The 24,411-nt window shown below is 75.1% G+C and carries 23 protein-coding genes; 15 read left to right on the plus strand and 8 right to left on the minus strand.

Features of this window, described 5'->3' with window-relative positions; genetic code table 11:
* Positions 1–83 precede the first annotated feature (83 nt).
* Both ACWDD9_RS20725 and ACWDD9_RS20730 read left to right on the plus strand, forming a co-directional pair.
* Positions 84–2,051, plus strand: a complete 1,968-nt coding sequence (locus tag ACWDD9_RS20725) for a DUF2264 domain-containing protein (RefSeq protein ID WP_449812262.1) — start codon at positions 84–86, stop codon at positions 2,049–2,051.
* A gap of 6 nt (positions 2,052–2,057) precedes the next feature.
* Positions 2,058–2,840 carry a sugar phosphate isomerase/epimerase family protein gene (locus ACWDD9_RS20730; RefSeq protein ID WP_449812263.1) on the plus strand — a complete coding sequence of 261 codons (783 nt, stop codon included), beginning with the start codon at positions 2,058–2,060 and terminating at the stop codon, positions 2,838–2,840.
* 52 nt (positions 2,841–2,892) lie between these two features.
* Here the strand turns inward: ACWDD9_RS20730 and ACWDD9_RS20735 are convergent, their stop codons facing one another.
* Positions 2,893–4,011, minus strand: a complete 1,119-nt coding sequence (locus tag ACWDD9_RS20735) for a substrate-binding domain-containing protein (protein WP_449812264.1) — start codon at positions 4,009–4,011, stop codon at positions 2,893–2,895.
* 263 nt (positions 4,012–4,274) lie between these two features.
* Between ACWDD9_RS20735 and ACWDD9_RS20740 the strand changes: the two genes are divergently transcribed.
* The 6 genes from ACWDD9_RS20740 (at position 4,275) to ACWDD9_RS20765 (ending at position 11,023) form a co-directional block, all read left to right on the plus strand.
* Positions 4,275–6,074 carry a glycoside hydrolase family 35 protein gene (locus ACWDD9_RS20740; protein WP_049655682.1) on the plus strand — a complete coding sequence of 600 codons (1,800 nt, stop codon included), beginning with the start codon at positions 4,275–4,277 and terminating at the stop codon, positions 6,072–6,074.
* A gap of 132 nt (positions 6,075–6,206) precedes the next feature.
* Positions 6,207–7,271: a substrate-binding domain-containing protein gene (locus ACWDD9_RS20745; RefSeq protein WP_449812265.1), complete on the plus strand. Its 1,065-nt coding sequence runs from the start codon at positions 6,207–6,209 to the stop codon at positions 7,269–7,271.
* A 7-nt stretch (positions 7,272–7,278) separates the two neighbouring features.
* Positions 7,279–7,410 carry a hypothetical protein gene (locus tag ACWDD9_RS20750; protein ID WP_274538713.1) on the plus strand — a complete coding sequence of 44 codons (132 nt, stop codon included), beginning with the start codon at positions 7,279–7,281 and terminating at the stop codon, positions 7,408–7,410.
* 257 nt (positions 7,411–7,667) lie between these two features.
* The gene (locus ACWDD9_RS20755; RefSeq protein ID WP_449812266.1) at positions 7,668–8,222 is read left to right on the plus strand and encodes a hypothetical protein; all 555 of its coding nucleotides are present in this window, start codon (positions 7,668–7,670) and stop codon (positions 8,220–8,222) included.
* A gap of 802 nt (positions 8,223–9,024) precedes the next feature.
* Complete coding sequence (locus ACWDD9_RS20760; protein WP_375876124.1) at positions 9,025–9,567, plus strand: hypothetical protein; 543 nt, start codon at positions 9,025–9,027, stop codon at positions 9,565–9,567.
* A 394-nt stretch (positions 9,568–9,961) separates the two neighbouring features.
* Positions 9,962–11,023, plus strand: a complete 1,062-nt coding sequence (locus ACWDD9_RS20765) for a DUF2776 family protein (RefSeq protein ID WP_449812267.1) — start codon at positions 9,962–9,964, stop codon at positions 11,021–11,023.
* 505 nt (positions 11,024–11,528) lie between these two features.
* Here the strand turns inward: ACWDD9_RS20765 and ACWDD9_RS20770 are convergent.
* The 3 genes from ACWDD9_RS20770 to ACWDD9_RS20780 all read right to left on the minus strand — a co-directional run bounded on the left by ACWDD9_RS20770 (position 11,529) and on the right by ACWDD9_RS20780 (position 13,626).
* Positions 11,529–12,656, minus strand: coding sequence for a glycosyltransferase (locus ACWDD9_RS20770; protein WP_449812268.1), 1,128 nt, complete (start codon positions 12,654–12,656; stop codon positions 11,529–11,531).
* 573 nt (positions 12,657–13,229) lie between these two features.
* The gene (locus ACWDD9_RS20775) at positions 13,230–13,391 is read right to left on the minus strand and encodes a hypothetical protein (protein ID WP_449812269.1); all 162 of its coding nucleotides are present in this window, start codon (positions 13,389–13,391) and stop codon (positions 13,230–13,232) included.
* Positions 13,392–13,422: 31 nt separating this feature from the next.
* On the minus strand, positions 13,423–13,626 hold the full coding sequence (locus tag ACWDD9_RS20780; RefSeq protein WP_375876120.1) for a hypothetical protein: 204 nt from the start codon (positions 13,624–13,626) through the stop codon (positions 13,423–13,425).
* 433 nt (positions 13,627–14,059) lie between these two features.
* Between ACWDD9_RS20780 and ACWDD9_RS20785 the strand changes: the two genes are divergently transcribed.
* Positions 14,060–14,812, plus strand: a complete 753-nt coding sequence (locus tag ACWDD9_RS20785; protein WP_449812270.1) for a hypothetical protein — start codon at positions 14,060–14,062, stop codon at positions 14,810–14,812.
* A 221-nt stretch (positions 14,813–15,033) separates the two neighbouring features.
* On the opposite strand, the gene ACWDD9_RS20790 is transcribed toward ACWDD9_RS20785, so the two are convergent.
* Together ACWDD9_RS20790 and ACWDD9_RS20795 are read right to left on the minus strand one after the other, a co-directional pair.
* Positions 15,034–15,714 (minus strand): response regulator transcription factor, encoded by a 681-nt coding sequence (locus ACWDD9_RS20790; RefSeq protein WP_449812271.1) that lies wholly within the window; start codon positions 15,712–15,714, stop codon positions 15,034–15,036.
* The gene (locus ACWDD9_RS20795) at positions 15,711–16,901 is read right to left on the minus strand and encodes a sensor histidine kinase (RefSeq protein ID WP_449812272.1); all 1,191 of its coding nucleotides are present in this window, start codon (positions 16,899–16,901) and stop codon (positions 15,711–15,713) included. The genes ACWDD9_RS20790 and ACWDD9_RS20795 overlap by 4 nt, the downstream gene beginning before the upstream one ends.
* A 263-nt stretch (positions 16,902–17,164) precedes the next feature.
* Here ACWDD9_RS20795 and ACWDD9_RS20800 point away from each other — a divergent pair, with 263 nt between their 5' ends.
* Positions 17,165–18,409, plus strand: a complete 1,245-nt coding sequence (locus ACWDD9_RS20800; RefSeq protein WP_449812273.1) for an alpha/beta hydrolase family protein — start codon at positions 17,165–17,167, stop codon at positions 18,407–18,409.
* Between the two features lie 310 nt (positions 18,410–18,719).
* Here the strand turns inward: ACWDD9_RS20800 and ACWDD9_RS20805 are convergent, their stop codons facing one another.
* Positions 18,720–19,190 carry a DUF3291 domain-containing protein gene (locus ACWDD9_RS20805; RefSeq protein ID WP_049660689.1) on the minus strand — a complete coding sequence of 157 codons (471 nt, stop codon included), beginning with the start codon at positions 19,188–19,190 and terminating at the stop codon, positions 18,720–18,722.
* A 32-nt stretch (positions 19,191–19,222) separates the two neighbouring features.
* On the minus strand, positions 19,223–19,876 hold the full coding sequence (locus ACWDD9_RS20810) for a helix-turn-helix transcriptional regulator (RefSeq protein ID WP_449812274.1): 654 nt from the start codon (positions 19,874–19,876) through the stop codon (positions 19,223–19,225).
* 401 nt (positions 19,877–20,277) lie between these two features.
* Here ACWDD9_RS20810 and ACWDD9_RS20815 point away from each other — a divergent pair, with 401 nt between their 5' ends.
* From ACWDD9_RS20815 to ACWDD9_RS20835, 5 genes are all read left to right on the plus strand, one after another.
* Positions 20,278–20,703 (plus strand): DoxX family protein, encoded by a 426-nt coding sequence (locus tag ACWDD9_RS20815; RefSeq protein WP_049649238.1) that lies wholly within the window; start codon positions 20,278–20,280, stop codon positions 20,701–20,703.
* A gap of 179 nt (positions 20,704–20,882) precedes the next feature.
* On the plus strand, positions 20,883–21,278 hold the full coding sequence (locus tag ACWDD9_RS20820; RefSeq protein ID WP_449812275.1) for a hypothetical protein: 396 nt from the start codon (positions 20,883–20,885) through the stop codon (positions 21,276–21,278).
* 695 nt (positions 21,279–21,973) lie between these two features.
* Complete coding sequence (locus tag ACWDD9_RS20825; protein WP_449812276.1) at positions 21,974–22,393, plus strand: hypothetical protein; 420 nt, start codon at positions 21,974–21,976, stop codon at positions 22,391–22,393.
* Between the two features lie 128 nt (positions 22,394–22,521).
* Positions 22,522–23,160 (plus strand): ATP-dependent Clp protease proteolytic subunit, encoded by a 639-nt coding sequence (locus ACWDD9_RS20830; RefSeq protein WP_449812277.1) that lies wholly within the window; start codon positions 22,522–22,524, stop codon positions 23,158–23,160.
* A 1-nt stretch (position 23,161) separates the two neighbouring features.
* Positions 23,162–23,764: a ClpP family protease gene (locus ACWDD9_RS20835; protein ID WP_449812278.1), complete on the plus strand. Its 603-nt coding sequence runs from the start codon at positions 23,162–23,164 to the stop codon at positions 23,762–23,764.
* Positions 23,765–24,411 lie beyond the last annotated feature (647 nt).

The following is a 24,411-nucleotide window of genomic DNA, read 5'->3' on the forward strand; positions in this document are numbered from 1 at the left end:
AGCCGCTCATTTGATCGCTCCAGCTTGACGAACGATCAGGCACTACCTAGATTCCGGCCCACCACCCGATCACGGAGGACCTCATGCGCCTGCCCCCGGAGGACCGCGACCTCAGCCCGCACACCGGCTGGACCAGGGAGCACTGGGAGGTGGTGGCCGACGGCCTGCTGACCGCGGTCCTCCCCCACGCCAGTCCCGCCGGGGCGCTGATCGACCTGCCCGGCCCCCGCCCGAGCCGCTCCGGGCGCCGCTCCGACGCCCTGGAGGGCTTCGCCCGCACCTTCCTGCCCGCCGCCCTGCGGGTGGCCGGCGCGGGCGGCACCGATCCGCACGGCCTGCTGGCGCACTACGCCGCCGGACTCGACGCCGGCACCCGCACCCCCACCGGCGAGCGCGACCTCGCCGACGGCGACCGCGAGTCCTGGCCGCTGATCACCGACCGGGGCCAGGCCATGGTCGAGGCCGCCTCCATCGCCTTCGCCCTGCGCCTGACCCGCCCCTGGCTCTGGGACCGGCTGTCCGGGCCCGTCCGCGACCGGGTCGGCCGCTGGCTCGCCGACGCCCTGCACCGCGTGCCCAACGACAACAACTGGCAGCTCTTCCCGCTGTCCGTCGGCGGCTTCCTCGCCGAGGCCGGCATCGCCGAACCCGAGGCCCGCGCCGCCGTCCGCCGCGGGCTGGAACACATCGACCGCTGGTACCTCGGCGACGGCTGGTACACCGACGGCCGCCCCCGCGCCTTCGACCACTACAACGGCTGGGCCCTGCACCTGTACCCCGTCCTGCACGCCCACCTCGCCGGCGACCGGGCCCTGGGCGCCGTGTACGGCGAGCGCCTCGCCGCCCACCTGGCCGGCTACGCCCACACCTTCGGGGCCGACGGCGCGCCCGTCCACCAGGGCCGCTCGCTCACCTACCGCTTCGCCGCCACCGCCCCGCTCTGGGCCGGGGCTCTGACCGGCCACACCCCGCTCGCCCCCGGCACCACCCGCCGCCTCGCCTCCGGCGCCCTGCGCCACTTCCTCGACCGCGGCGCCGTCGACGACCGGGGCCTGCTCACCCTCGGCTGGCACGGACCCGACCTCCGGCTCGTCCAGGTCTACTCCGGCCCCGCCTCCCCGTACTGGGCCGGCAGCGCCTTCCTCGGCCTGCTGCTCCCGCCCGGCCACCCGGTGTGGACCGCGCCGGAGGGACTCGCACCCGTCGAGGAGCGCGACACCGTCCTCGCCCTGCACGGGCCCGGCTGGCTGGTGCAGTCCACCGCCGCCGACGGCCTGGTCCGGCTGCACAACCACGGCAGCGACGACCAGCCCGCCGACGCCGTGGGCCCGGACGACCCGTACTACGCGCGGCTCGCCCACTCCACCGCCACCGGGCCGGCCTTCGAGGGCCCCGCCGACAACCACCTCGCCCTGCTGACCGACGCCGGACCCACCGAACGCGGCCGCGTCCACCCGCTCGGCACCGGGCCCGGCTGGGCCGCCTCCCGCTGGCACCCGCGCGTCGGCGGCCGTGAACTGCCCGGCGTCACCGTCACCTCGCTCACCCTGGCCCACGGCGCCGAGGAGTTCCGGGCCCACCTGGTCACCGGCGGGCCGGCCGGCACCCCGGTCACCCAGACCGGCTGGGCCGTCGCGGGCCGGGGCGCCGGGCAGCGCGCCGGTGCCGGAGTCCGGGCCGACGGCGGGCAGCGCGCCGGTGCCGGTGTGCGGGCCGACGGCGGGCTCGCCTCGGAGCTGCACGCCCTGCACGGCTTCACCACCGCCGGCGCCGAGCACGTCCCCGGCGGTACCGCGTTCGGCCCCGAGGCCGCCCTGCCGGTGCTCACCGGCGAGCTTCCCGCCGACGGCCCGGCCCTGTTCGCCTGCGCCGCCCGGCTCACCGCCGTCGCGCGGCCGCCGGCGCTCGCGGACACCGTCCAGCTGACGGCCCGGCCGGACGGGCAGGACCCGGAGGCCGTCCTGCTGACCGTCCGCCTCGCCGGCGCACCGGGCCTGCGGATCCGCCTGGCACCCGCCGCCGTCACCGTCCACCCCGCCGAAGGGGACTGAACCGCCGTGCCCCTCGCCCTCGCCACCCTCGGCCTGCCCGGGACGCCGCTCGACCGGGCCGCCGCCCTCGCCGCCGAACACGGCTGGCACGGCCTCGAACTGCGCTGCGCCGACGACCAGCCGGTCCGCCTCGGGCTGGACGCGGACGAACGCCGCCGCGCCGCCCGCCTGCTGTCCACCGCCGGGGTCCTCCCGCTGACCCTCGCCTCCTACGTCGGCGTCGCCGCGCCCGGACCGGACGCGCCGGTGCTCGCCGCGCTGACCGCCCACCTGCGGCTGGCCGCCGACCTCGGCTGCCGCCACCTGCGGGTCTTCCCGCACGGCGGCCCCGGCCCGGCGGCCGAGGCCGACGAGCGCGCGGTCCGCCGCCTGCGCGCGGCGGCCCCGCGGGCGGCGGCCCTCGGCGTGCGGATCCTCGTCGAGACCCACGACTCCCACCGCACCGGGGCAGCCCTGGCACCCCTGCTGAACCGGGTGGACCACCCCGCGGTCGGAGCGCTCTGGGACCTGCTGCACACCTGGCTGGCCGGCGAGACCCCGGCACGGACCCACCGCGCGCTCGGCCCCCACCTCGGCTACGCGCAGGTCAAGGACGTCGCCTCGGCGGACGACCTCACCCCGCTGCCGCTCGGCACCGGAGTGCTGCCGATCGCCGACTGCCTGCACCTGCTGCCGCCCGGCACCTGGGCGGCCTGGGAGTACGAGGCCCCCTGGCACCCGCGCGCCGCGCCCCTGGCACCGCGGCTGGGCAGCGGGGCGCGCCACCTGTCCGCGCTGCTGCCGGGCTGAGGGCGCACACGGGTTCCTCAGGCCCTGTCCGGCCGAGGCGGCGCCGCGCCCCTCACCCCAGGGTCGCGGCGCCCGTCCGCGGGGCCGTCTGCTCGGCCCCGCAGGAAGCGCGCACGCGCAGGACCGGGAGCAGCGCCGTGCGGTGCACCGGCAGCTCGGCGCCCGCCGCCAGGCGGCGCAGCAGCAGGTCGACGGCCGCCGCGCCCACCGCGTGCTTGGGCGGGGCGACGGCGGTCAGCGGGGGCGCGGCGAGCGCGGCGAAGACGTCGTCGTAGGCGACCAGTGCCACGTCCGCGGGCACCGCCAGGCCGTGCGCGCGCAGCAGCGGCGCCAGCCGCAGCGCGTCCTGGTCGTTGTGGACGAGCAGCGCCCGGGTCCCGGACCGCGCGGCCTCGGCGATCCGTGCCACCAGCGGCTCGGGATCGGCCGGCAGGTTGCCCGGCCCGAGCATGTCCAGCGCCGGCAGGTCGGGCAGTCCGAGCAGCCGGGTGCCCTCCCGGTATCCGGCCCGCACCTCGGCGGCCGTCCAGGAGTCGCCGCGGGCGGCCAGCAGCACGCTCCCGTGGCCGAGCCCGGCCAGGTGGCGCAGGGCGCTCAGGACCCCGTGCCGGTGGTCGGAGGCCACGGTGTCCAGTCCGGCCCCGGGGCCGTCCGGGGTGGGGGAACGGCGCTCCACCAGCACGGCGGGCACCGGCAGGGCGTCCAGCCAGGCGTAGTCCTCGGCCGTCCGGCCCGGGACCAGCCCCGGGGCCAGCAGCAGGCCCTCGGCTCCGGACTCCAGCAGGCGTTCGGCCTGTAGCCGGTCGCCGCCCGCCCCGTACGGGGCGATGCCCAGGACCAGCCGGGCCCCGGCGGCCGCGGCGGCGGCCCGGGCCCCGGCGATCACCTCGTCGAAGTAGGAGCCGACCGAGGGCACCAGCAGGCCGAGGGCGCGGCCCTGCCCGGGGCCGGGGGCGAGCGGCGGCCCGGCGCCGTCGTCCGGGCGTTCCAGGGAGACGAAGCCGTGCGAGCGGGAGAGCCGGCCGGCGTCGGCGAGCGCGGCGACGTCCCGGCGGACCGTCACGGCCGGGATGCCCAGCCGGTCGGCCAGCTCCGTGAGGCGGACCCGCCCGCCGAGCTCGCCGACGGCCGACACGATCAGCCTGCGGCGCTCTTCCCCCGAGATGGCCATTCCGGCCTCCATCCGTCGTGCCGGCCGACGCGTCGTCCGGAAGCGGTCAGCCGATGATATTCCGATCGAAGAGTATCGTTCGATCGGAAATTGATCAATAAAGCCGATGATCGCCGATCGATTGACCGTGCGATCACCGAACTCCTAGGGTGACCACGGTGGCCGCCGCCGATCCGCCCGCGGCCACCCGCGCAGCCGTGCGCCCGGACCCACCGAGGTCCCCACACCCCCCTCACTCCCGCTCCCCTCCCGCGGAGGACCCGATGGCCGACCAGGCCCCCCACCCCGCCCTCACCACCGACGGCGACACCTTCCTGCGCGGCGGACGTCCCCACCGGATCGTCTCCGCCGCCGTCCACTACTTCCGCATCCGCCCCCAACAGTGGACCGACCGCCTCACCCGGCTGCGCGCCATGGGCGTCAACACCGTCGAGACCTACGTCGCCTGGAACTTCCACCAGCCCACCCCCGGCCGCGCCGACTTCACCGGCGACCGCGACCTCGCCGCCTTCGTCCGCGCCGCCGGCGACCTCGGCCTCGACGTCATCGTCCGCCCGGGCCCCTACATCTGCGCCGAATGGGAGTTCGGCGGCCTGCCCGGCTGGCTGCTCGCCGACCCCGCGATGCGGCTGCGCCGCCTCGACCCGCCCTTCCTCGCCGCCGTGGACGCCTGGTTCGACCACCTGGTGCCCGTACTGCTCCCGCTGCTCTCCTCCCACGGCGGCCCGGTGGTCGCCGTCGCCGTGGAGAACGAGTACGGCAGCTACGGCAACGACACCGCCTACCTCGAACATCTGAGGGACGCCCTGGTCGCCCGCGGCGTCGACGTCCTGCTGTTCACCGCCGACGGTGCCGAGGACGGCTTCCAGCTCGGCGGCCGGGTGCCCGGACTCCTCACCACCGGCACCTTCGGCTCCCGCCCCGAGGAGTCCCTCGCCTGCCTGCGCCGCCACCAGCCGGTCGGCCCGCTGGTCACCATGGAGTACTGGTGCGGCTGGTTCGACCACTGGGGCGCACCGCACCACGTGCGCGACGCCGAGGACGCCGCCGAGGTCCTCGACGCCCAGCTCGCCGCCGGCGCCTCCGTCAACATGTACATGGGCCACGGCGGCACCAACTTCGGCTGGTGGAACGGCGCCAACCACGACGGCACGAGCTACCAGCCGGACGTCACCAGCTACGACTACGACGCCCCGGTCGGCGAAGCCGGCGAACTCACCGAGAAGTTCCACCTCTTCCGCGCGGTGATCGAACGCCACCTCGGCCCCAACCCCCACCCGCTGCCGCCGCTGCCCGCCCGCCTCGCCCCCCGCAGCGCCCCCGTCACCGCCGGCCGCCCGCTGCTCGGCGCCGGCGGCGCCCTCGGCGAACTCTCCACCGCGCACCGCCTCCCCGAGCCCCTCCCGATGGAGCGGCTCGGCCAGAACCTCGGCCTCATCCACTACCGCACCCGTCTGCGCGGCCCGCTCGCCCACGGTGAACTGCGGGTGGACGGCCTCGCCGACCGCGCCCAGGTCTTCCTCGACGGCGAGCCCCTCGGCGTCCTCGACCGCAACCACCCCGAACAGGCCCTGCCGCTGCGGGTACCCGAGGGCGGCGCCGTCCTGGAACTGCTCGTCGAGAACCTCGGCCGGATCAACTACGGCCCGCTGCTGCACGACCCCAAGGGCATCACCGGCGGTGTCCGGGTCGACCGGCAGTACCAGTTCGGCTGGGAGATACGCCCGCTGCCCCTCGACGACCTGACGGCCCTCGCCCTCGGCGCGCCCTCCACCGCCGACGGCCCCGGCTTCCACCGCGCCGAACTGACCGTCGACACCCCCGCCGACGGCTTCCTCGCCCTGCCCGGCTTCACCAAGGGCATGGTCTGGCTGAACGGCTTCGCGCTCGGCCGCTACTGGGACCGCGGCCCGCAGCGCACCCTCTACGCCCCCGCGCCGCTCTGGCGGGCCGGCGCCAACGAGCTGCTGGTCCTCGAACTCCACCGCCCGGGCGACCGCGTCGAACTGGTCGAGGGCCCCGACCTCGGCCCCGCCGTCCCCGAGGAGCGCTACGGCTCCTGACCCCTCCCGCCCCGCGGGCGCGCGCCGGCCCCCGGCCCGGGCCCGCGGGGAGCCCGCACCGGCCGTCCGCCCGGTGACCGAATGGTAGGTTCCTGTCCACCTCGACAGACCGGCCCACCGACAGGGAGTGCCATGCCGATCCCGGCGGACGATCGCCGCGCCCGCATCCTCGACACGGTGCGCGGCCTGGGCACCGTCCGGGTGGTGGACCTCGCCGAGCGGCTCGGCCTGCCCGCCGTCACCGTCCGCCGGGACGTCGCGAGCCTCGCCGACGCGGGCCTGCTCCGCCGCACCCACGGCTCCGTCTCCTTCGGCGGCCCCGCGGACGCCCCCGCCCCCGTGCCGCCCCGGCCCGCCGAGGCCCCCACCCTGGGCCTGCTCGTCCCCGCCGTGGTGCAGTACTTCGACGAGGTCATCGCCGGCGCGCGCACCGCCGCTGCCGAGGCCGGCGCGCACCTGGTCCTCGGCATCTCCTCCTACGAGGCCAGCGCCGACCGCGTCCAGGTCGACCAGCTCCTCGCCTCCGGCGCCCAGGGCCTTCTGCTCGCCCCGAACTGGACCGCCGCCGACCGCCCCGAGGACCACGCCTGGACGGCCGAACTCCCCGTCCCCGCCGTCCTGCTGGAACGACGCCCGGCCCCCGGCAGCCCCGCCGCGGCCCTCGACGCGGTCGGCTCCGACCACCGCCACGGCGTCCTGCTCGCCTTGCGCCACCTCACCTCCCTCGGCCACCGCCGGGTGGCCCTGGCGGCCCGCACCGACACCTGGACGGCCTACCAGGTCCGCCTGGGCTACACCGACGCCTGCCGCACCCTCGACCTGCCCGCCGAACCCGTCATCGACGTCCGCACCCCGGCCGCCGGCGTCGACGCCGTCGCCGCCCGGCTCGCCGAGGCGGTCGCCGACGGGGTCCGCGCCGCCCTCGTGCACAACGACCAGGACGCCCTGCAACTGCTGCCCCTGCTGCGCACCCGCGGCGTACGGGTCCCCGAGGACCTCGCCCTGGTCGCCTACGACGACGTGTTCGCCGCCCTCGGCGCCCCGCCGCTGACCGCCGTGGCCCCGCCCAAGCGCGCCGTCGGCGCCGCCGCGGTGGACCTCCTGGTCCGCCGGCTGGCCGCCACCGGCCCCGCCCTGCCGGTGCACCACCTGGACCTCCTGCCGGACCTGACGGTGCGCGAGTCCTCCGGAGCCTGAGCGGGCGATGAAGGTGTACTTCATCCCCATTGGCCCGGCGCGGCTGAGCCGGTTCGAGGAGATCGGCCGCAGGCTCGGCCACCACGAGTGGGTCGTCGAGGACGGCAGTCTCAACATCTCGTCGGACCTGGAAGACTGACCGGGACATCGCTCCGGCGCCGGTGACGATCAGGGCCACCGGCGGGTACCCGGTCACAGGGCCTCGGGTCGAGCGCGGGGCTGAGCCCGATGTCCTCTGACACGCGGTCCTGACCGATTGCCAAGTGATCCTGACCAGCGCGGTGAAGTGCTCGCCGGTACGGGCTGTCACTGTCCCGCCGTACGCTCCCCCGAGCTGGAAGAGCCAGCCGGCCCCGGGATTTTCCCGGGGCCGGCAGCGAGAAGGGTGCGGGACACGTGAGCTGGGATGTTGTCGCGGCGGACGAGCGGATCCGGTGGACATCGGAGCCGCTCCGCCGGGTAGGCCCGCTGCGGTTCGGGATGACGGCCGAGGAGGCCGAGCAGGCACTCGTCGGCGAGCTCGTGCCCAGCCCGTGGAAGAGGGTCCGACCGCACTACGGGTCCGTGGTGAGCAGCGAGTTCAATCTCCCTCGCGTGCCGGCCTTGGCGGCCGTCACCGCGTACTTCGACGCCGGGCGCCTGGTGGGCATGGCGTTCGACGCGCGGCGCGGTCCCCAGGTCTTCCTGGACGGTCTGCCGTTGGTGGGCCGCGTGCCGTCCGAGCTGGTGGCCGACCTCACCGCGCACGCCGACACCCACGACGTCTACCTGCAGCACACCCAGCTGGGGGACCTGGCCTCGGAGGAGTTGGGGTTCCTCGGCTCCACCCAACGAGCCGGTGACGTACTCCTCACGAGGGCGATGCTGGTCGACTCCCGTTGGGCGGAGCGGATCGGCGACCACTCCGAGACCTATCTCCCCACCGCGGAGTGGCGGGACCGCATGTGGTGACCACGCCCTCCCCCTGGGCAGCGCGCTGGGTGCCGAGGCAGCGCCGGGAGCCCATGCTGCGGTGATCCACCCGGAAGGTGTCGACGAACGTCCCGGTCCCGGACGGCAGCCGCGGCGCAGGCTTCGGCCGCGACCGCAGGCTGCCGAGCCGGGGGCGGGGGCGCAGCGGGCCGGACGACGACCATGCGCTCAACGCCCGGGGCGGGGCAGTGCGAGGGCCCCGGCGCGCGCTGGGGGCCGTTGCCACCGCGGCCGACGTTTCGTCAGAATCTGCCGTGTGACGTAGCCCTCGGCCAGCAGGCCGGCCTGCGCCCGGCCCGGGTGCGGCCGCGACCTGCCGAAGGCCGCCACCGGCCGCCCCGCCCTCCACTGCAGCCCGGCCTGCCGCCAGGCCGAACACCGCCGACGCCGCCTCGAAGAAGAACTCCCCGCCCTACGGGACGAGGCCCGCGCCCTGCGACGCGGCCTCGGCGGCGGCGAACACGCCCAGCAGGCCCTGCAGGAACTAGACAGCGACCAGGTCCTGGTGTTCGTCCACCACGCCCGCACCGCCCGGACCGCCCTCGACAACGCCTTCACCGTCCTCGAACTCCCCGCGCCATCCCCCGGACCAGGCGGCTGGCGGGCAACAGGACGGGCCAGCCCCCGCGGGCCGCGGCAAACGCGTGCAGGTCCACGGTCAGCAGAGCCTCCCCGAGGCCCCGCTGACCGCCTTCCAGAACGCCTGCGGAGCCGGGGCGGGCGACCAGCTGTGCCCCTGGCCTGTGCCCGGTGTCAGCGGTCGCGCGTAGGGTCCGTGATCATGTTCAAGGGATGGTGGCACGTGGTGCCGGACGACGAGCGGCCGCAGTGGACGCTGGACCCGTACGTGAGCGTGGGACCGCTGCGCTTCGGGATGCGCGCGGCGGAGGTCGAGGACACGGTCAGCGGAATGACGGCGGACACCGGGCACCGCAGGTTCACGGGCCGTGGCAACGCCTGGGAGCTCGTCGAGGCCACCTACCGCGAGTTCGGCCTCCACCTGTACTACGACGGCCAGCGGCTCACGGGTGTCGTGGTCGACGCCCTGTGCGGGCCCCAGGTCCTCGCGGACGGCGTGCCACTGGTCGGGCAGGTGCCCTCTGTGGTGGAGCGGTGGATGACCGAGCGTGCCGAGCAGCGGCCGCCGGACACCGAGCTCGCCTACATGAGCGCCGGCGTGCCCGCCTCGCGGTCCCTGGGCGTGACGGTCAACGTGCAACGGGAAGGCGACCGGCTCCTCACCCGGCCGATCTTCTACCCGGCCGAGGCTCTCGACGACCTCTCCCACTGGCTGCCGAGGGACACCTGGTCGATTCACGACTGAGCGCCACAAGGGCAACCACTCGTCGAAGCCACCGACGCAGGATGCAGCGGCGGCTTCCCCTCCTTTGGTCCCTGGAGGCATGGCGGCCGCGCGGGACCGGTAGGGGTCCAGGTGGTCTCCCTGCTGAATCAAGATCAACAGCGTCGAGGGGCGATCCCTTCCCCCGCCTTTTGGTTTTCCCAACTGGGCTGAACAGCAGTCCCGGATTCTGCAAGTCCAATGGCCAACACATGATCAATCGACAAGATCTTTCAAAACAGCCGGGACGGAGCAGCCGTGAGCCGATCGGACGAAATCCGTGGACACCCGCCGCCGGGGTGCCGGCCGGAGAGCCGGCGGGCTGAACACTGACTGCCGCCCGGGACCGGCGAGCGCGAGGGAACGAGGAGACCTGGTGGACCACGGAATGAGCGTGCTGCTCCGGGCGATTCCGCTGCTCATGGGCGCGGTGTCGGCCGCGCTCGGCGGCTACGTCCTCGCGCACTCCACCGGGCCGAGCGCCCGGGTCGCGGGCCTGACGCTGGTCTTCCTGGCCGCCGTCTGTCTCTGCCTGTTCGCCGTCGCGGCGACCGTCGTGCGGCAACTGATCGGCCGTTTCGGCGCGTTGGACCGGATCGGCTACCCGGCGTTCGGCTTCGCGGTGGCCGGGGCCGCCGTCGGCTACGGGCTGGGCCTGCTGGCGGAGAGCCACCGGCCGGTGGCCGACTTCGTGGCCGGCAGCGTGGTCCTCGGCATCGGCCTGGTCTGCGTGTGCGTCTCGTCGGTGGCCGCGGTCGCCACCCGCTTCACGCTGATCGGGCAGAACGCCGTCCTGCCGGAGGGTTCCCCGCCGCGCTCGCCCGCGCCGTTCGGCCGGTCCGCGGCCCGGGCGCTGGTGGCGGTCCCGGTCCTTGCGGCCGCCGCCGCCTGGGCGTGGGCGACCGTCATGCTGGCCAACGGGGGCGGCGGGGACTCGGACGGGCGCTTCACGGCCGGGCACGTGGTGGTCGACCAGGCGATCGTCTGCACCGCCCTGATCGGGCTGGTGATCACCCTGCTGCGGCAGATCCGGAACACCTACACCCGGCGGGAGCGGGTCTGGTGGCTCGTCCCGGCAGCCGTACTCGGCGCCATGGACATCACCGGGGGCCTGGTCGTCGTCGCCCTGGACCCCCGGCCCGGTCAACTGGCCACCGGGTACGTGCAGATCGGGCTGGGCCTGCTGTGCTGGACGGTGCTGAGCGCGGTGCTGCTGCTCGCCCTCGGCTGGCGCCGTGCCGCGCCGCCGGCCGGCCGCGCCCCGCTGGTCCCGGTCGGCACCACACTGCTGTGCCTGTTCATGTCGGCGTTCCTGTTCGAGTCGGCCGACCCGGACGTGACGGTCGCGGCCCGGGTCCTGGTCGGCCTCGGCGCCGTCTGCTTCTCGCTGTTCGCCGTGGTCTCCGTCCTGGAGGCCGGCGTCGCCGACCGGAACTGACCGGCCGCCCGAAAAGCCGGCCGCGAAGGTGACACACGCGGAGAAAGAGGCCCGAAACCTCGCCGCAGCCACCCAGTACCGCGAGCGGGAAGGGCACCTCAACGTGCCGCGCGGACACAAGGAGGCCCTGCGACTCGCCGACGGGAGCTCCGCCGAGATCGGCCTCGACCACCAGGAGCCGCTCCGCTCCGGAACAGAACCAGAACGGCCGCCCCGCAGAGCGCCGGCCGACCGCGCGCAGCTGCCGGGGCGCCCCGGGCCGCCAGGTCGGATCGCGGGTCGGGACCGCAGTGCGGCAGTGCGGTACCGATCCTTCTGTCCGGGGGAAACGCGCGGCCGCCGCCGAGGGCCGGACGGTGCGGCCAGCGGACCCACGCACGTCCCGGCTCCGGGCGGCGGGGCAGGCCGAGCTCGGCGGCAGCCGCGTCCAGCCCGGCCGTACCTTCCAACCGCCACGACGTGCGGGGCCGTCAGCGAGCGGGGCCGATACGGGGACGCGGGATGCTCAGCGGAGCGCTTCGAGCAGGGGAACGGTCTGCTCCGGTCCGGGCAGGGCGTTGGTCTCGCGCTGAAGCCGCTCGGCGGCATGGCGGTAGCCTTCGTCGGCCAGTACCGCCGACACCGTCTCGCGCACCTCGTCCGGGGTCACGGTGACCGGGTCCAGCACCCGGGCGGTACCGAGTTCGACGCACCGCCGCGCGTTGTACGGCTGGTCCGCGCCGAGCGGCAGCAGCACCGAGGGCAGGCCGTGGGCGAGCGTGCCGAGCAGGCTCCCGGAGCCGCCGTGCGAGACCACCAGGCCGCACTGCGGCAGCAGTTGATCCTGCGGGACGAAGCGCTCGATCCGGACGTTCGGCGGCATTGGCCCGAACAGCGCGGGGTCGATCTGGGAGCCGACCGTTGTGACCACGTTCGCCGCGAGTCCCTGGAGCCCGGTCAGGACCCGGGCGAACAGCTCGGTGCTGGTGTAGACGGTGCCGAGCGTGAAGTACACGGTGGGGGTGTCCCGCACGGGGGCTGCGGGAACGGCCGGGCCCGGCCGGAACGCGAACGCGTGGGCGGGCAACGGGAAGCGCGGGTCCCGGAAGGCGCGCGGGGACGGCGACAGGACCACGTCCCGGTCCAGCATCGCGAGCCCAGGGTCGGCCGGCAGGCCGTACTCGGAGCGCAGCTCGTGCAGCGGCCCCGCGACGACCTCCTTGCGCAGGAAACCCCCGGCGGCCAGCACGATGACGGTCGCACAGGGTATCCCGAGCGCCTCGGCCGCGATCGAGCTGCCGAAGTCGACCTCGTCGCGCACCAGGACATCGGGCTTCCAATCGCGGGCGATGTCCAGCACCGCAGCAGCCTGCCGTCTCCCACCGCGCCGGGTGAAGCCCTCGGCGAGCTGCCGCAGGTCAGCCGCCGGATCGGGTACGTCGACGGGCACGGCCGCCGCGCCCGCGGAACCCGCCGTACTCACCCGCGGCTCGCTGGTGGCGAAGGCGGTGAACCCGGCCGCCGTGATCTCGGCCGTTCTGCCGCCGCTGCCCGCGACCGCGACGGTGTGCCCGGCGGCCTGCGCCGCGCGGGCCACCGGGATGAGGGGGCGGAAGTGGCCGCTGCCACCGATGAACGTGAACAGGATGCGCATCGGGCGAGGCTACCGAGCCGTCCGCGGGCAGAACGGCCAGCCCCTGCTCCCCTGACCACCCACAGGTTCTCCCGACCGACCCGAACATCGGTCCCAGATTCTGCAAACCCTCAGGCCACAGCCCATGAACGATCAATCACGGCAGCAGAACCACAGGCCAGACAACCAGGATCTCAAGTCCCAGATCCTGCAAGTCCCCTGCTCAACGCATGATCAATCGACAGGATCTTTCAAAACACACCGGAACGGAGCAGCCGAGCGGTCCGCTGGGCGCGCGGGGCATCCTCCCGTGAGTTGATGCGTCTCGGGCCCACTCTCATGAGCGGCCGGGTGGGCCCGTGGTTCAGCGCTCGGTGGGTTGAAGGGCGAGGCGATCGACCGCGTCCCGCGCGAGCTCCCAGGCGTCCAGGAGCAGCTCCTGCTGCGAGCGCAGGCCGGGCAGCAGGGTCACGGATGCGCCGTCGGCGTCGCGGCTGACCGCACCGTCGATGCCAAGGGCGGTGCTCCCGTGGACAGTGGCGCCTGGACGGTCTCCATCAGCAGGCCGACGGCGTCGTGCGGGCCGGTACGCATCTACCGGACGGCACCGGGCCGGTCTTCGGCCGTGGCCTCTCCCTCGACGGCCAGCAGGGCGAGCGCCTCATCACCGAGCCGCTCGCACGCCAGCAGCGCCTTCACCGCGTCGACGACGTGTCGGCTCCCGCGGGTGGTCTCCTGGTCGGTCTGCTCGGTCACCCGTGTCCGCTGACAGGCGAGTTCGATCGGATCAGGTGTAGACGTCCCGGCTGTACTCCTCGCGGCTCAGCTGGAAGTCACCAGGCCGATCACGGCGGAGCTCCTCGTACCGCTGTGTGAATACGTCGAGTGCTTCATGGAGCGTGCAGCCGGACGCGTCCCGGATCGCCCTGATCGCACGGCCTATCCGGCGGTCCAGGATGTCGCGGTCCACGCCCTCGGGCAGCTCTTCCATGAGCTGACCGTACCGATGGTTCGACTGCACCGGTCAATATCGCCCGTCAGACGGTCATGACCGCCTGTCGGACGACACCGCCGGCGAGACCGTCCGGGTCGTACGGGTGGCCTACTACGCGCCCGACCGGGGTCGGCGACGGCCTCGTCGATCGCGTCGGCGGAGTCCCGGTCGACGGCCGGGTGGACGCGGCCGCGGTAGGCGACGATGGCCCGTCGCCCGCCGGAGACTCTCCAAGGCGTCTCTGCCCGCCCGTGCCCATCGTGTTGAAGGAAGGGCGGCGGTCGGGCGGCGTGGCCGCCTTCCGGAGCAGGTGGTGCGCAGCGGCGGGCACGGGGGCGGTCGGGGCAGTGGCAACCGGAGGCCGTGCGGCTGCGTCCACCCGGATGCGAACGGTCGCCCGGCCGTCGTGCTCCTGGGGGGATTTCCGTACATGCCGATGAACGACGCCGTCTTTGCGCCACCGCCGCCCGGTGCCCTGACGCCCTGCCCGAGCTGCGCGCTGACCGACCAGGTCCGCAGTGTGCCGGCGGTCCACCTGGGCGAGCGGCGGAACGTCACCGTGCGCTCCTCCGGCCGCGACGGCCGCGTTGAGACCCGCGAGGAGGTCTCCGCCCTCGGCCGGGCCCTGGCGCCCGCGCCGCCCGCGGTCGGCACGGCGGTCCAGACGCTGGCATCCCTGGGCTTCGTGACGCTGGTCGGGGCGGTCTTCACCTTCGTCCAGGGGACCATGGCGCGCGACGCGCCCGTCGCCCGGAAGCCCGACCTCTCGCCGCCGGACTGGGTGACCGCGCACCCGGGGTTCCCGAACGACTTCCCCACCGACCTCCTCCCGGGCGACCTTCCGAAGGCCGCTCCGGCTTCCCCGGCCACGCACACGGCGGCCGCGCTCGCCGACGCGAACGACGCGCTGGTCCCGCTCTGGGGGTCGTGTCTGATCCTGGCCGTCGCGATCGCCCTGCTGGCGGGCGCGACCGCGCTGTTCCTCGCCAGGCGGCGGCACCTGGCAGGCCGGCCCCGGGCCGAACGGCTCTGGAACCAGGCCTGGTACTGCGCCCGTTGCGGCACCACGCACTTCCCGCCCGCCGCCGGACAGGGCACCGGGTCGCTCGGCCTCGCGGAGTTCCGCAAGGCGGTCTGGACAGCGGGCGGCTACGGCGACCTCGCCGACCGGTACCGGCCGTAGCCGGGTCCGGCAGGACCCGAGAGGTCGGCAGGATCCAAGGGGTCGGCAAGCCGTGCTCCCGCTGACCATCCACCACTTCGCCGAAGGCAGGGAAGACACCGTGCGCCCGGACGGGCTGCTTCGCCACGGGCGCGCCAGCGGCTCCCGACGGGCCGAGCGGCGGCGCGCGGGGACCCGGCGGGCGGACCGGCGTCGGCGGCGGGGACGGCGGCCGCCCGCGCCTACCTCGGCCCGACCAGCCCGCACTCGTACGCGAAGATCACCGCCTGCACCCGGTCCCGCAGGCCCAGCTTGGCCATGACCCGGCCGAGATGCTTCTTCACCGTGGGCTCCGCGAGGCCGAGGGCGGCGGCGAGTTCCGTGTTGGTCAGGCCGCGGGCGGCCCCCAGCAGGACCTCCCGCTCGCGCGCGGTCAGCACGCGCAGCCGCTCCGCGTCGCCCCCTCCCCCGCCCCCGCCCCCGTCTCCGGCGGCGGGGAGCCGGTGGGCGAAGCGGTCCAGCAGCAGCCGGGTCACCCGAGGGGAGACCACGGCGTCCCCCCGGGCCACGTCGCGGATCGCCCCCAGCAGTTCCTCCGGCCGGCTGTTCTTCAGCAGGAAGCCGGCGGCCCCGGCGCGCAGCGCCTCGACGGCGTACGCCTCCAGGTCGAAGGTCGTGAGCACCAGCACCCGCGTCCCGGGCACCTCGCGCAGCAGCCGCCGGGTCGCCCCGATGCCGTCGGTGCCCGGCATCCGCACGTCCATCAGCACCACGTCCGGCCGCAGCCGCCGCGCCAGCTCCACCGCCGCCGCCCCGTCGGCCGCCTCCCCGACCGGCTCCATGTCCGGCTCGGCGCGCAGGATCATGCCGAACGCCAGCCGCAGCAGCTCCTCGTCGTCCACCAGCAGCACCCGGACGCTCACGGCGCGCCCCCGGGATCCAGCCGTACGAAGACCCGCCAGCCGCCGCCCGGCCGCGGGCCTGCCTCCAGCACCCCGCCGAAGGCCGCGGCGCGCTCCCGCATCCCCGTGAGACCCCGCCCGGACCCGGCGGATCCCGGCCGCCCGGTCCCTGCGGCCCGCCCGTCGTCGGTCACCTCGACCGTGACCGCCCCCGGCGCGCAGGACACCCGCACCTCGGCGCGCGACCCCTGCGGCGCGTGGCGCAGCGCGTTGGTCAGCGACTCCTGGACGAGCCGGTGCACCGTCAGCTGCGCCGCGGCCGGCACCCGGGCGGCCTCGCCGTCCACCCGCAGCCGGGTCACGAGGCCCGCCGCCGCCATCTGCTCGCACAACGCCCTGAGCTGCCCGATCCCCGGCGGCGACCGCCGGTCGTCCCCGGGCCCCGTGTGGGGGCCGGCGTCGGGACCGGCGTCCTGGAGCAGGCCCAGCGCCCGCCGCATGTCGGTCAGCGCCTGCCGCCCGGTCTCCGCGATCCGGGCCGTCACGGCGCAGGCGTCGGCCGGCCTCGCGTGCCCGAGCGCGTCCGCCAGCGCCACCACCACTGACAGGCCGTGCGTCACGCTGTCGTGCAACTCCCGTGCGATCCGGGCGCGTTCCTCCTCCACCGCCCGGCGCTCCCGCTCGTCGCGGTCCAGTTCCAGCCGCGCCAGCCGCTCCGCCCGCGCGGCCCACCGGATCCGGGCGTTCGCCCCGAGCAGCGCGCTCGCGGCGACCGCCGCCGTCATCGCGGCGGCCGAGGCGGGGAACCGGCCCTCGGGCGCCCAGCGCGCCGCCGCCAGCACCGCCCCGGCCACCGCCACCAGAGCCGCCGCCCACGCCGACCGGTACGGCGCCCGCGCGGTCACCGTCCCGAGGGCGACCAGCAACGCCGCGTCGGCGGGCAGCTGAACGCCCAGCAGCCACTGCGCGAGCGCCGCGGCGGCGATCACCCCGAACGCGGCCCGGGGCGCCCGCCGCCGCCACACCAACGGCAGCACCAGAGCGGTCTGCAGCGCGAAGCCCGTACCGTTCGCCACCCGCCCCGGCCCGAGTGTCACCAGGAACAGGGCCGCCGCGAGCGCGGCGTCCGCCACCAGGGGCGGCACCCGCCCCGGCAGCCGGGCGAGGGCTCCCGGCGGGCCCGTCCGTACCGCGCCGGTCTCGGTCATCGTGTCCGTCCTCGCGTCCGCGTCGTCCGGCGTCCTCGCCGGAGCCCCACGGTAGGGCCCTCGCACCCGCGAAGGCGTCCGCCCGCCGGCGGACACCGAGGGAGACCCCGGGACACCGGGGGCTCCTCCGCGCGGAGGAGCGAACGCGCGCCGGGGCGACCCGTGCCCACCGGCGGGATCGTCCCCCGGCAGGGCGCCCCGCACCCCCGGCGGCGGAACCCTGGTGGCGACCCCGCAGCCGCACCGCCCGAGGAGTACGCGCCATGCCCCCGACCATGCCCCCGACCCGCCGCGCCCTGCTCGGCACGCTCGGCGTCGCCGCGCTCGCCACCGTGGCCGCCGCCCCGGCCGGGGGACACGGCCCCGCCGCCCCCGTTCCGCTGCGCCTGCCCGCGCCCACCGGGCCCTGGCCCGTCGGCACCGTCGCGCTGCACCTGGTCGACGACAGCCGCCCCGACCCCCTCCTCCCCGCCAAGCCCTACCGGGAGCTCATGGCCGGCCTCTGGTACCCGGCGGAACCCGGCGCCGGGCACCCGACGGCCCCCTGGCTGCCCCCGGCCGCGGCGGCCGACTGGGACGCGCACTCCGCACCGGCCCTCGGTGTCCCCGCCGGCGCCGCCGACTGGCGGGGGATCAGGACCCACGCCCGCACCGGCGCGCCCGTCGCCCGCCGCGCCGGCCGGCTGCCCGTGGTGCTGTTCTCCCCCGGCGACGGCGGCTCGCGCGCCCTCGGCACCACCCTGGTCGAGGAGTTGGCGAGCCGCGGCCACCTCGTCGTCACCCTCGACTCCACGTACGAGGCCGAACAGGTCGAGTTCCCCGGCGGCCGTGTCGAACGAGCCCTCCCGCTCCCCGACGACCTCACCCCGGAGGTCATCGCCGCCCTCCTCGTCGGGCACTCCCGGGCCCGCCTCGCCGACGCCCGCTTCGTCCTCGGCGCACTCGACCGCCTCGCCCGCGAGGACCGCCCCGACACCGGCACCGACACCGACACCGGCCCGCTCCCGGACGGGCTCGCCGAAGCCGCCGACCCGACCAGGACCGGCGTGCTCGGGCAGTCCCTCGGCGGCTCCGTCGCCGCCCAGCTCGCCCACGACGAGCCCCGCGTCCGCGCGGCGGCCGACCTCGACGGTGCCCTCCTCGGACCCGTCGCCGACAGCGGCCTCGCCAAGCCCTTCCTGCTGATGGCCTCCGGTACGAAGACCCTGCGCACCGAACCGAGCTGGGCCTCGTGCTGGGCGGCGTCCACCGGCCTGCGGCATGCCCTGCGGCTGCGGAACGCCGCCCACGGCTCGTACACCGACCTCCAGGTCCTCCTGCCCCAGCTCGTCCACCGCCTCCCGGTCCCCGACGCGGCCGGACTCATCGGCACCGTCGACCCCCGGCGCTCCCTGGCCGCCCAGCGCACCGCCGTCGCCGCCTTCTTCGCGCGGTACCTGACGGGGCGGCCCACCGGCTTCCTCGACCGGCCCGGCGACGACTGGCCGGAGCTGGAGGTGCTGCGCTGAACCGGCCCGCCCGGCACCCGTTGTGGCGCCGGGCGGCACGGGCGCGAGCACCTGCTCGACGTCGGCCGGATCCACGCCGCCTTCGTCGCCGGCGCCCGCGCCCGCGGCGAGGCCTGCGGCCCGCTCGGCCTCGTCCCCGCCCCGGAGCTGCCCGCCGGCCAGGCTGGGGTGTACCGGCCCGCCGCCGAGCCCGCGTACACCGCGGGCACCGGCGAGGAGCAGCGCTGGCGTTCGTTCCCGCGGCTGCTGGTGGTCCTGGCCGGCACGGCGGACGCCGGGTCCGCTCGGCGGTGGCGGAGGAGCGGCCCGCTCACGCGCCCGGGTGTGGTGCGGCTCCGTCCGGAGTACGGGGGGAGTTGAAGGTGAAGGCGCGCGGGGAGGGGCCGTTCGCGCGCAGGTCGGCCAGTCGCTCCAGGGCCTCGTCGACGTCCGGCAGGTGCCCGGCCGGGACCCACCACAGGACCAGGTGCGCCTCGACGTTCCGCTCGAACCACTCACGCCGCCGCCGCATCGCCTCCAGGTGCCCGCTGCGGTAGGTGAACTCCCACAGCGCCTCCCGGCTCTCCCACACCGACATGTTGACGATGACGTCCTCGCCCGCCGGGCGCAGGGCGGTCGCGTCGTCCTTCCCGTCCGCGGCGAGCCGCCAGACGAAGCCGGGGGCGGTGTCGGCGGCGGCATTGACCGGGGAGACCAGATCGACGAACGGCGCGATGCGCGGGTCGTCGACGGGGTGGCGGAGCGTGGCGACGTTGAACTGGGCGAGGTGGTGGGAGGTCATGGCGCCATCCCAGCACGGGCCTTCTTTCTATGTCAATCAATATTGTTTTTAGAAGGCTCGACCACCACGCAGCACTCCCCGGGCCGGGCGTCCATCCGGGCATGGAGGGCGCCGCCCGCGCCGAGAAGTCCCTCCAGGAGGGCGAGGTTCATGCCGCAGACGAGGGGCGGGAATCGCTCGGCGACGGAGTGGAAGGGGCAGTTGCGCATGCGAATGGCCCCCTCCTCCAGGTGGGGTTCGTACCCACGGGCGGCCAGCAGCGCGACGGCCTCGTCGAGCCCCCCGCAGGGCGCGGCCGCTCCGCGCTCGGCCTCCCCCCGCCGCCGCGCGGCCGCGCGCAGCCCGTCGTCCAGCCCGGCCCGCTCGGCGGCCTCGGCGAGCAGTTCGGCGGCCGTCCGGTAGTCGCGCGCGGGCAGCGAGACCACCCGCTCGGCGCGCGTCCGCGTGTACACCTTCGCCGGCCGCCCCGCCCCCGGCCCCGACCGCCCGGTGAGCCTGCGGCTGCCACTCTCCAGCAGCCCGGCCTCGACCAGCTTCTCCAGGTGGTGCGCCGCCAGTGTCCGCGCCACCCCGACGGCCTCCGCCGCCTCGTTCCGGCCCACCTCGCGGCCCTGGGCCGCCACGTACGCGTAGAGGCGGCGGCGCACGGGGTCGTGCAGGGCGGCGATCGCTTCGATGTGCTCCATGCGGCCATTCTAGGAACAATGGTCATTGGAGATAGAGGGGCGGGCCGCAGGGGTCGGCGGGCCGGCTCGACCTCATCCGGCTGGTCGTTCCGGGGAACGTACGGGCCCTGGACCCGGAGCTCCTGGTCGTGCACACGGCTGGCGCCCCCGCGCGCTGCCGGGTGCCCGCCACCGGGGGGAGGCGCCGTTCTCGACGCAGGAGTCGAAGACGCGGTGGCCAGTGTGGCCGGGCAGGGCGTGGTAGCGGTGGGCACGCGGGCCGGGGTGGCGCGGGTCAGCGGCGAGCCGCCGGTACTGGAGGTGGGGCTGCCGGAAGACTTTTCCTCCCGAGAGCGATGAGTTCAGGCGGTAGCGGCGGTCAAACCCGAGAAAGCAACGACAGCCGACCAGGGAGACCTGAAATGTCCAGCACCGCCACCACGACCACCGCCACCGCCACCGCCACGAAGTCCAGCACGGCCGTGGTCCGGGTGGTCTGGACGCTGCGAATCCTGCTCGCGCTCTTCTTCGCCCTGGCCAGCGCGCTGCCCAAGCTGCTCGCGCTCCCCGCCGCCACGACCGTTTTCGACGCCATCGGGGCAGGCCACTGGTTCATGTACCTGACCGGACTGGTGGAACTGGCCGGAGCGGTCGGCCTGCTGGTCCGCCGGCTGGCCGGGCCGGCCGCGACGGCACTGATCGTCTTCCTGGCGTTCGCGTTCGTCACCCAGCTCACCGCGATGCACGGCGAGAACGCGGGGACCCCGTTCATCTTCATGGTGCCGCTGGCCGTCATCGCCTGGAACCGACGGGCCGAGACGGCCGAGCTGCTCAGCCGCTCGCGCTGACCTGGTGCTTGAAAGGGTCCGCCAGCAGAGGCCTGAGCCGCGGCACGGGCGCCGGAACGGCGCCGCGCGAGCGTGGCGGCGGCAACAGCGAGGGCCGATGAGCAGCACGGTGAGCACCGCATCGTCCCCTGGCCGTCGTGCTCGGGGCGGCCAGCGCCGGTGCCCGGGCCCCAGGTCCAGTGGATCCGCCAGGCGCCGGCGTCGAACGGCACCGCCCCGGGGTCGGCACCGAGGAAACCGCGGCGCAGCCGGCGGCCTGCGCCCGACTGTGGGAGCGATCGGGTCCGGACGGCCGGGGCCGGGCGTGGGAGCGGCGCCGGCGCTCCTTCCCGTGGCTGCTGGTGGTCCTGGTCGGCATGGCGGCCCCCGGGGTGCGCTCGGCGGTGGCGGACCCGCGGCTGGCCGCCGAGGAGAACCCGGCCGTCGCCGAGATGCCGGCCGCTGTCCCGGCCGTCGCCGCCCGGATCGAGGACCTGGTCCAGCGCGGACCGTCCGCACCCATCTGGCATCCGCTCGGCAGCCGCGGGCGGGTGTGCGGGTGGACGGAGCTGTCGGCGGCGAGTGGGAGCCGCTGAGTGGCCTGCCGCCGGCCGTCCCGGCCACCCTCAAGGCCTGCCGCAGGCGCGGAGAACCCTCGGCGGCTGTACGTCCTGCCTCCTGCAACCATCGTGTGGGTGCACTCGTTGACCCGAGGCGAACGGAGATGATCTCGCTGAAGGGAGACCCGGTATGACATGTGATGCCCCATGGATTGAGAAGCGGCGTTACGAGTACGCCGGCGGCCGCTACGTGGGCTGCGGAAACTGCGGCGGGGACCTGTGCACTGTCTGCAGGTCCAACCACCTACGGCACTTTGAGTTCAACGACGACAACATCTGCCCGGGCTGCAGTCCAGAGCGCTGATAAAGCCACGGAACCGTCCGGTCCGCGGCAGGACTCAGTGTGCCGATCGGCCCAGCCGACTTCGGCCCGGCCTGCTGGTGGCAGGCCGCCGTACCGGCCTCCCCCTTCACCCGCTCGATGTCCTGCACACTGCTCACCGCGGACGGCGGCCGGGTCGCCCTCAGCGGCCGGCGGGCGCACCGAGCGGAGCCTCGCCGCGTACTGCGGCGACGTCGGGATCGCCCTGGAGCGGCTCCCGGGCCTGCCGGGCCGAGGGGCGGCGCGCGCCGGGTTGCCGGTGCCGGTGCACCGGCCGGAAACCCCGGTGCCTTCGGGGTAGTGCGTCGGTAGCCTTCGGGCTGAGCGCAGGCCGGGAGCGAAGGGCACCATGAACGACACCTCCGAGCTGGACCGCCCCGTCGGCGACCACGCCGTCCGCGAACTGGCCGACGCCGTCCAGGTGTTCTCCTACGCGATGGATCACCACTGTTCCTACCGCGGGCTGGACGATCCGGATCCGCGGGAGATCGCGGCCGTGCTGCGCGACAGTCTGGCCAGGCTGGCCGAGGCGCCGGAAGCCGGTGCGGAACTGGTGGCGGGCCCGGACGGACTGCCGGGAGGCGGGGACGCCGAGCCCTGGTGGGAAGGCCGGGACCTCCTGCTCAAGGCGCGCGACGCGATGGCCCGCGCGGTGCCCGAGGGCTTCGACGAGGACGGAGCTGAGGACGGAGCGGACGACTGGCCTGGCGATCCGGTCGCCCGGTGGTACCGCCTGCGCAAGGCGAGGTTCCGCACCTACCCGCGCTGACGCGGGCCGGGGCCCGGCTCCCGGCTCTGCCCGTGGCGAATCTGCGGCGGGCAGAAGGACGGCATCGGGGAGCGCTCGCGGGTCGACAGTGGAGTGGACGGCAACTCCGCCCCGACCAGGGAGAGCAGATGGCTCCACTCACCACGCCCCCGCCCCGCGCGGGGGAGGGCGACACCCCGCCCAGCCCTTTCGACGACCACCTCGCGGCGCAGCTGCTCGCCCAGCGGATCGTCCTCCTCGGCACCCAGGTCGACGACGTGTCGGCGAACCGGGTGTGCGCACAGCTGTTGCTGCTGTCGGCGGAGGACCCGCGCTCCGACATCAGCCTGTACATCAACAGCCCCGGCGGGTCGGTCAGCGCGGGGCTCGCCGTCTACGACACCATGCGGCTCATCCCGAACGACGTCTCCACGCTGGCGATGGGGTTCGCCGCCAGCATGGGCCAGTTCCTGCTCGCCGTGGGCTCGCCCGGCAAGCGGTTCGCGCTGCCGAACGCGCGGATCATGATGCACCAGCCCTCGGCCGGCATCGGCGGCACCGCCGCGGACATCGAGATCCAGGCGGAGAACCTCCAGTTCACCAAGCGGGCCATCGAGCGGATCACCGCCGAGCACACCGGGCAGAGCGAGGAGACGATCGCGCGCGACGGCGACCGGGACCGCTGGTTCACCGCCGAACAGGCCAGGGAGTACGGGATCGTGGACCGGGTGGTGGAGTCGGTCGCCGACATCCGTCCGGCCTCCTCCCGCCGACGGATGGGGCTGTGACATGGGCTCGTACACGGTTCCCTACGTCGTCCAGCGCACCGCGCAGGGCGAGCGGTCCTACGACGTCTTCAGCCGGCTGCTGAACGAGCGGATCGTCTTCCTCGGCACCGAGATCGACGACGGCGTCGCCAACGTGGTCATCGCGCAGCTCCTGCACCTGGAGTCGGAGAACCCGGAGCGCGAGATCTCGATCTACCTCAACTCGCCCGGCGGATCGTTCACTTCACTGATGGCGATCTACGACACCATGACGTTCGTGCAGACTCCGGTCTCCACGTTCTGCGTCGGCCAGGCGGCCTCGACGGCGGCGGTGCTGCTGGCCGGCGGGGACCCGGGACGGCGCTTCGTGCTCCGGCACGCGCGGGTACTGCTCGGTCAGCCGGCCAGCGGCGGCCGGCAGGGGACGGTGTCCGACCTCAGCCTCGCGGCCAAGGAGATGGTCCGGATCCGCTCGCAGGTGGAGGAGGTCCTGGCCCGACACACCCGCCACGAGGTGGCGACGCTGCGCGCGGACATGGACCGGGACAAGGTGCTCACCGCCGAGGAGGCCGTCGCCTACGGGATCGCCGACGAGGTGCTGAGCCGGCGGCAGCTGTTCGGCTGAACCCGCTGTGGGTACTGGCGGGTACGGCGGCGGTCGTGCGCACCGCCGCCGTACTTCAGCGGAGGCCAGGCCACCAGGCGGAGCCCGCCGTACCGGCGGCTGCGGCTCCGACCGGATGCCGTGAACCGGCGGACAGCGCCAACGCCGCTGTTGGCGACGCCCGACGGCGTACGAGCAGCACCACCGCAGTGCATGGTGACGGCAAGACTCGCAGGCCGCCGCAGTGACACCTGCCCGCAGCAGTCGCATCGCCCGACACGCGCGTCTGCCTCGGCTGCGCGCGCGACGATCCGACGGGGGCACCCGGACTTGGACGATCGCGGTCACCGGCACCGCCCACGATCCGTGGCGGGAAGGCCGTCCTCGACCGCAACGCACCGGTCGTGCTGGTCCTCAGCCCGCTGACCGCCATGTACAGCCGTGCCACGAACCAGAAGGGCTTGGCCATCACCATTGGCACCAGCGCCAACGAATCCGGCATCCCCCGGGACCTCACGTCCGCGCGGTACCTCGCCGCCGACGGTGGGGCGACGGCGCGTTCCACGGGCCGCTCACGGCCGAACCGGCTGAAACCGGCTGAAACCGGAAGGGTGACCGTGGCATCCGGCCACGGTCACCCCACCACTCTTGATCCGGAGTTACGGTCA

It is taken from the genome of Kitasatospora sp. NPDC001119 (assembly GCF_053598475.1).

Excerpts from the sequence above, each read along its gene's own strand:
- ACWDD9_RS20725 (WP_449812262.1), top strand. The coding sequence starts at position 84 with ATGCGCCTGCCCCCGGAGGACCGCGACCTCAGCCCGCACACCGGCTGG.
- ACWDD9_RS20735 (WP_449812264.1), bottom strand. The coding sequence starts at position 4,011 with ATGGCCATCTCGGGGGAAGAGCGCCGCAGGCTGATCGTGTCGGCCGTC.
- ACWDD9_RS20740 (WP_049655682.1), top strand. The coding sequence starts at position 4,275 with ATGGCCGACCAGGCCCCCCACCCCGCCCTCACCACCGACGGCGACACC.
- ACWDD9_RS20745 (WP_449812265.1), top strand. The coding sequence starts at position 6,207 with ATGCCGATCCCGGCGGACGATCGCCGCGCCCGCATCCTCGACACGGTG.
- ACWDD9_RS20750 (WP_274538713.1), top strand. The coding sequence starts at position 7,279 with ATGAAGGTGTACTTCATCCCCATTGGCCCGGCGCGGCTGAGCCGGTTC.
- ACWDD9_RS20760 (WP_375876124.1), top strand. The coding sequence starts at position 9,025 with ATGTTCAAGGGATGGTGGCACGTGGTGCCGGACGACGAGCGGCCGCAG.
- ACWDD9_RS20770 (WP_449812268.1), bottom strand. The coding sequence starts at position 12,656 with ATGCGCATCCTGTTCACGTTCATCGGTGGCAGCGGCCACTTCCGCCCC.
- ACWDD9_RS20780 (WP_375876120.1), bottom strand. The coding sequence starts at position 13,626 with ATGGAAGAGCTGCCCGAGGGCGTGGACCGCGACATCCTGGACCGCCGG.
- ACWDD9_RS20785 (WP_449812270.1), top strand. The coding sequence starts at position 14,060 with ATGCCGATGAACGACGCCGTCTTTGCGCCACCGCCGCCCGGTGCCCTG.
- ACWDD9_RS20795 (WP_449812272.1), bottom strand. The coding sequence starts at position 16,901 with ATGACCGAGACCGGCGCGGTACGGACGGGCCCGCCGGGAGCCCTCGCC.
- ACWDD9_RS20800 (WP_449812273.1), top strand. The coding sequence starts at position 17,165 with ATGCCCCCGACCATGCCCCCGACCCGCCGCGCCCTGCTCGGCACGCTC.
- ACWDD9_RS20805 (WP_049660689.1), bottom strand. The coding sequence starts at position 19,190 with ATGACCTCCCACCACCTCGCCCAGTTCAACGTCGCCACGCTCCGCCAC.
- ACWDD9_RS20810 (WP_449812274.1), bottom strand. The coding sequence starts at position 19,876 with ATGGAGCACATCGAAGCGATCGCCGCCCTGCACGACCCCGTGCGCCGC.
- ACWDD9_RS20815 (WP_049649238.1), top strand. The coding sequence starts at position 20,278 with ATGTCCAGCACCGCCACCACGACCACCGCCACCGCCACCGCCACGAAG.
- ACWDD9_RS20825 (WP_449812276.1), top strand. The coding sequence starts at position 21,974 with ATGAACGACACCTCCGAGCTGGACCGCCCCGTCGGCGACCACGCCGTC.
- ACWDD9_RS20830 (WP_449812277.1), top strand. The coding sequence starts at position 22,522 with ATGGCTCCACTCACCACGCCCCCGCCCCGCGCGGGGGAGGGCGACACC.
- ACWDD9_RS20835 (WP_449812278.1), top strand. The coding sequence starts at position 23,162 with ATGGGCTCGTACACGGTTCCCTACGTCGTCCAGCGCACCGCGCAGGGC.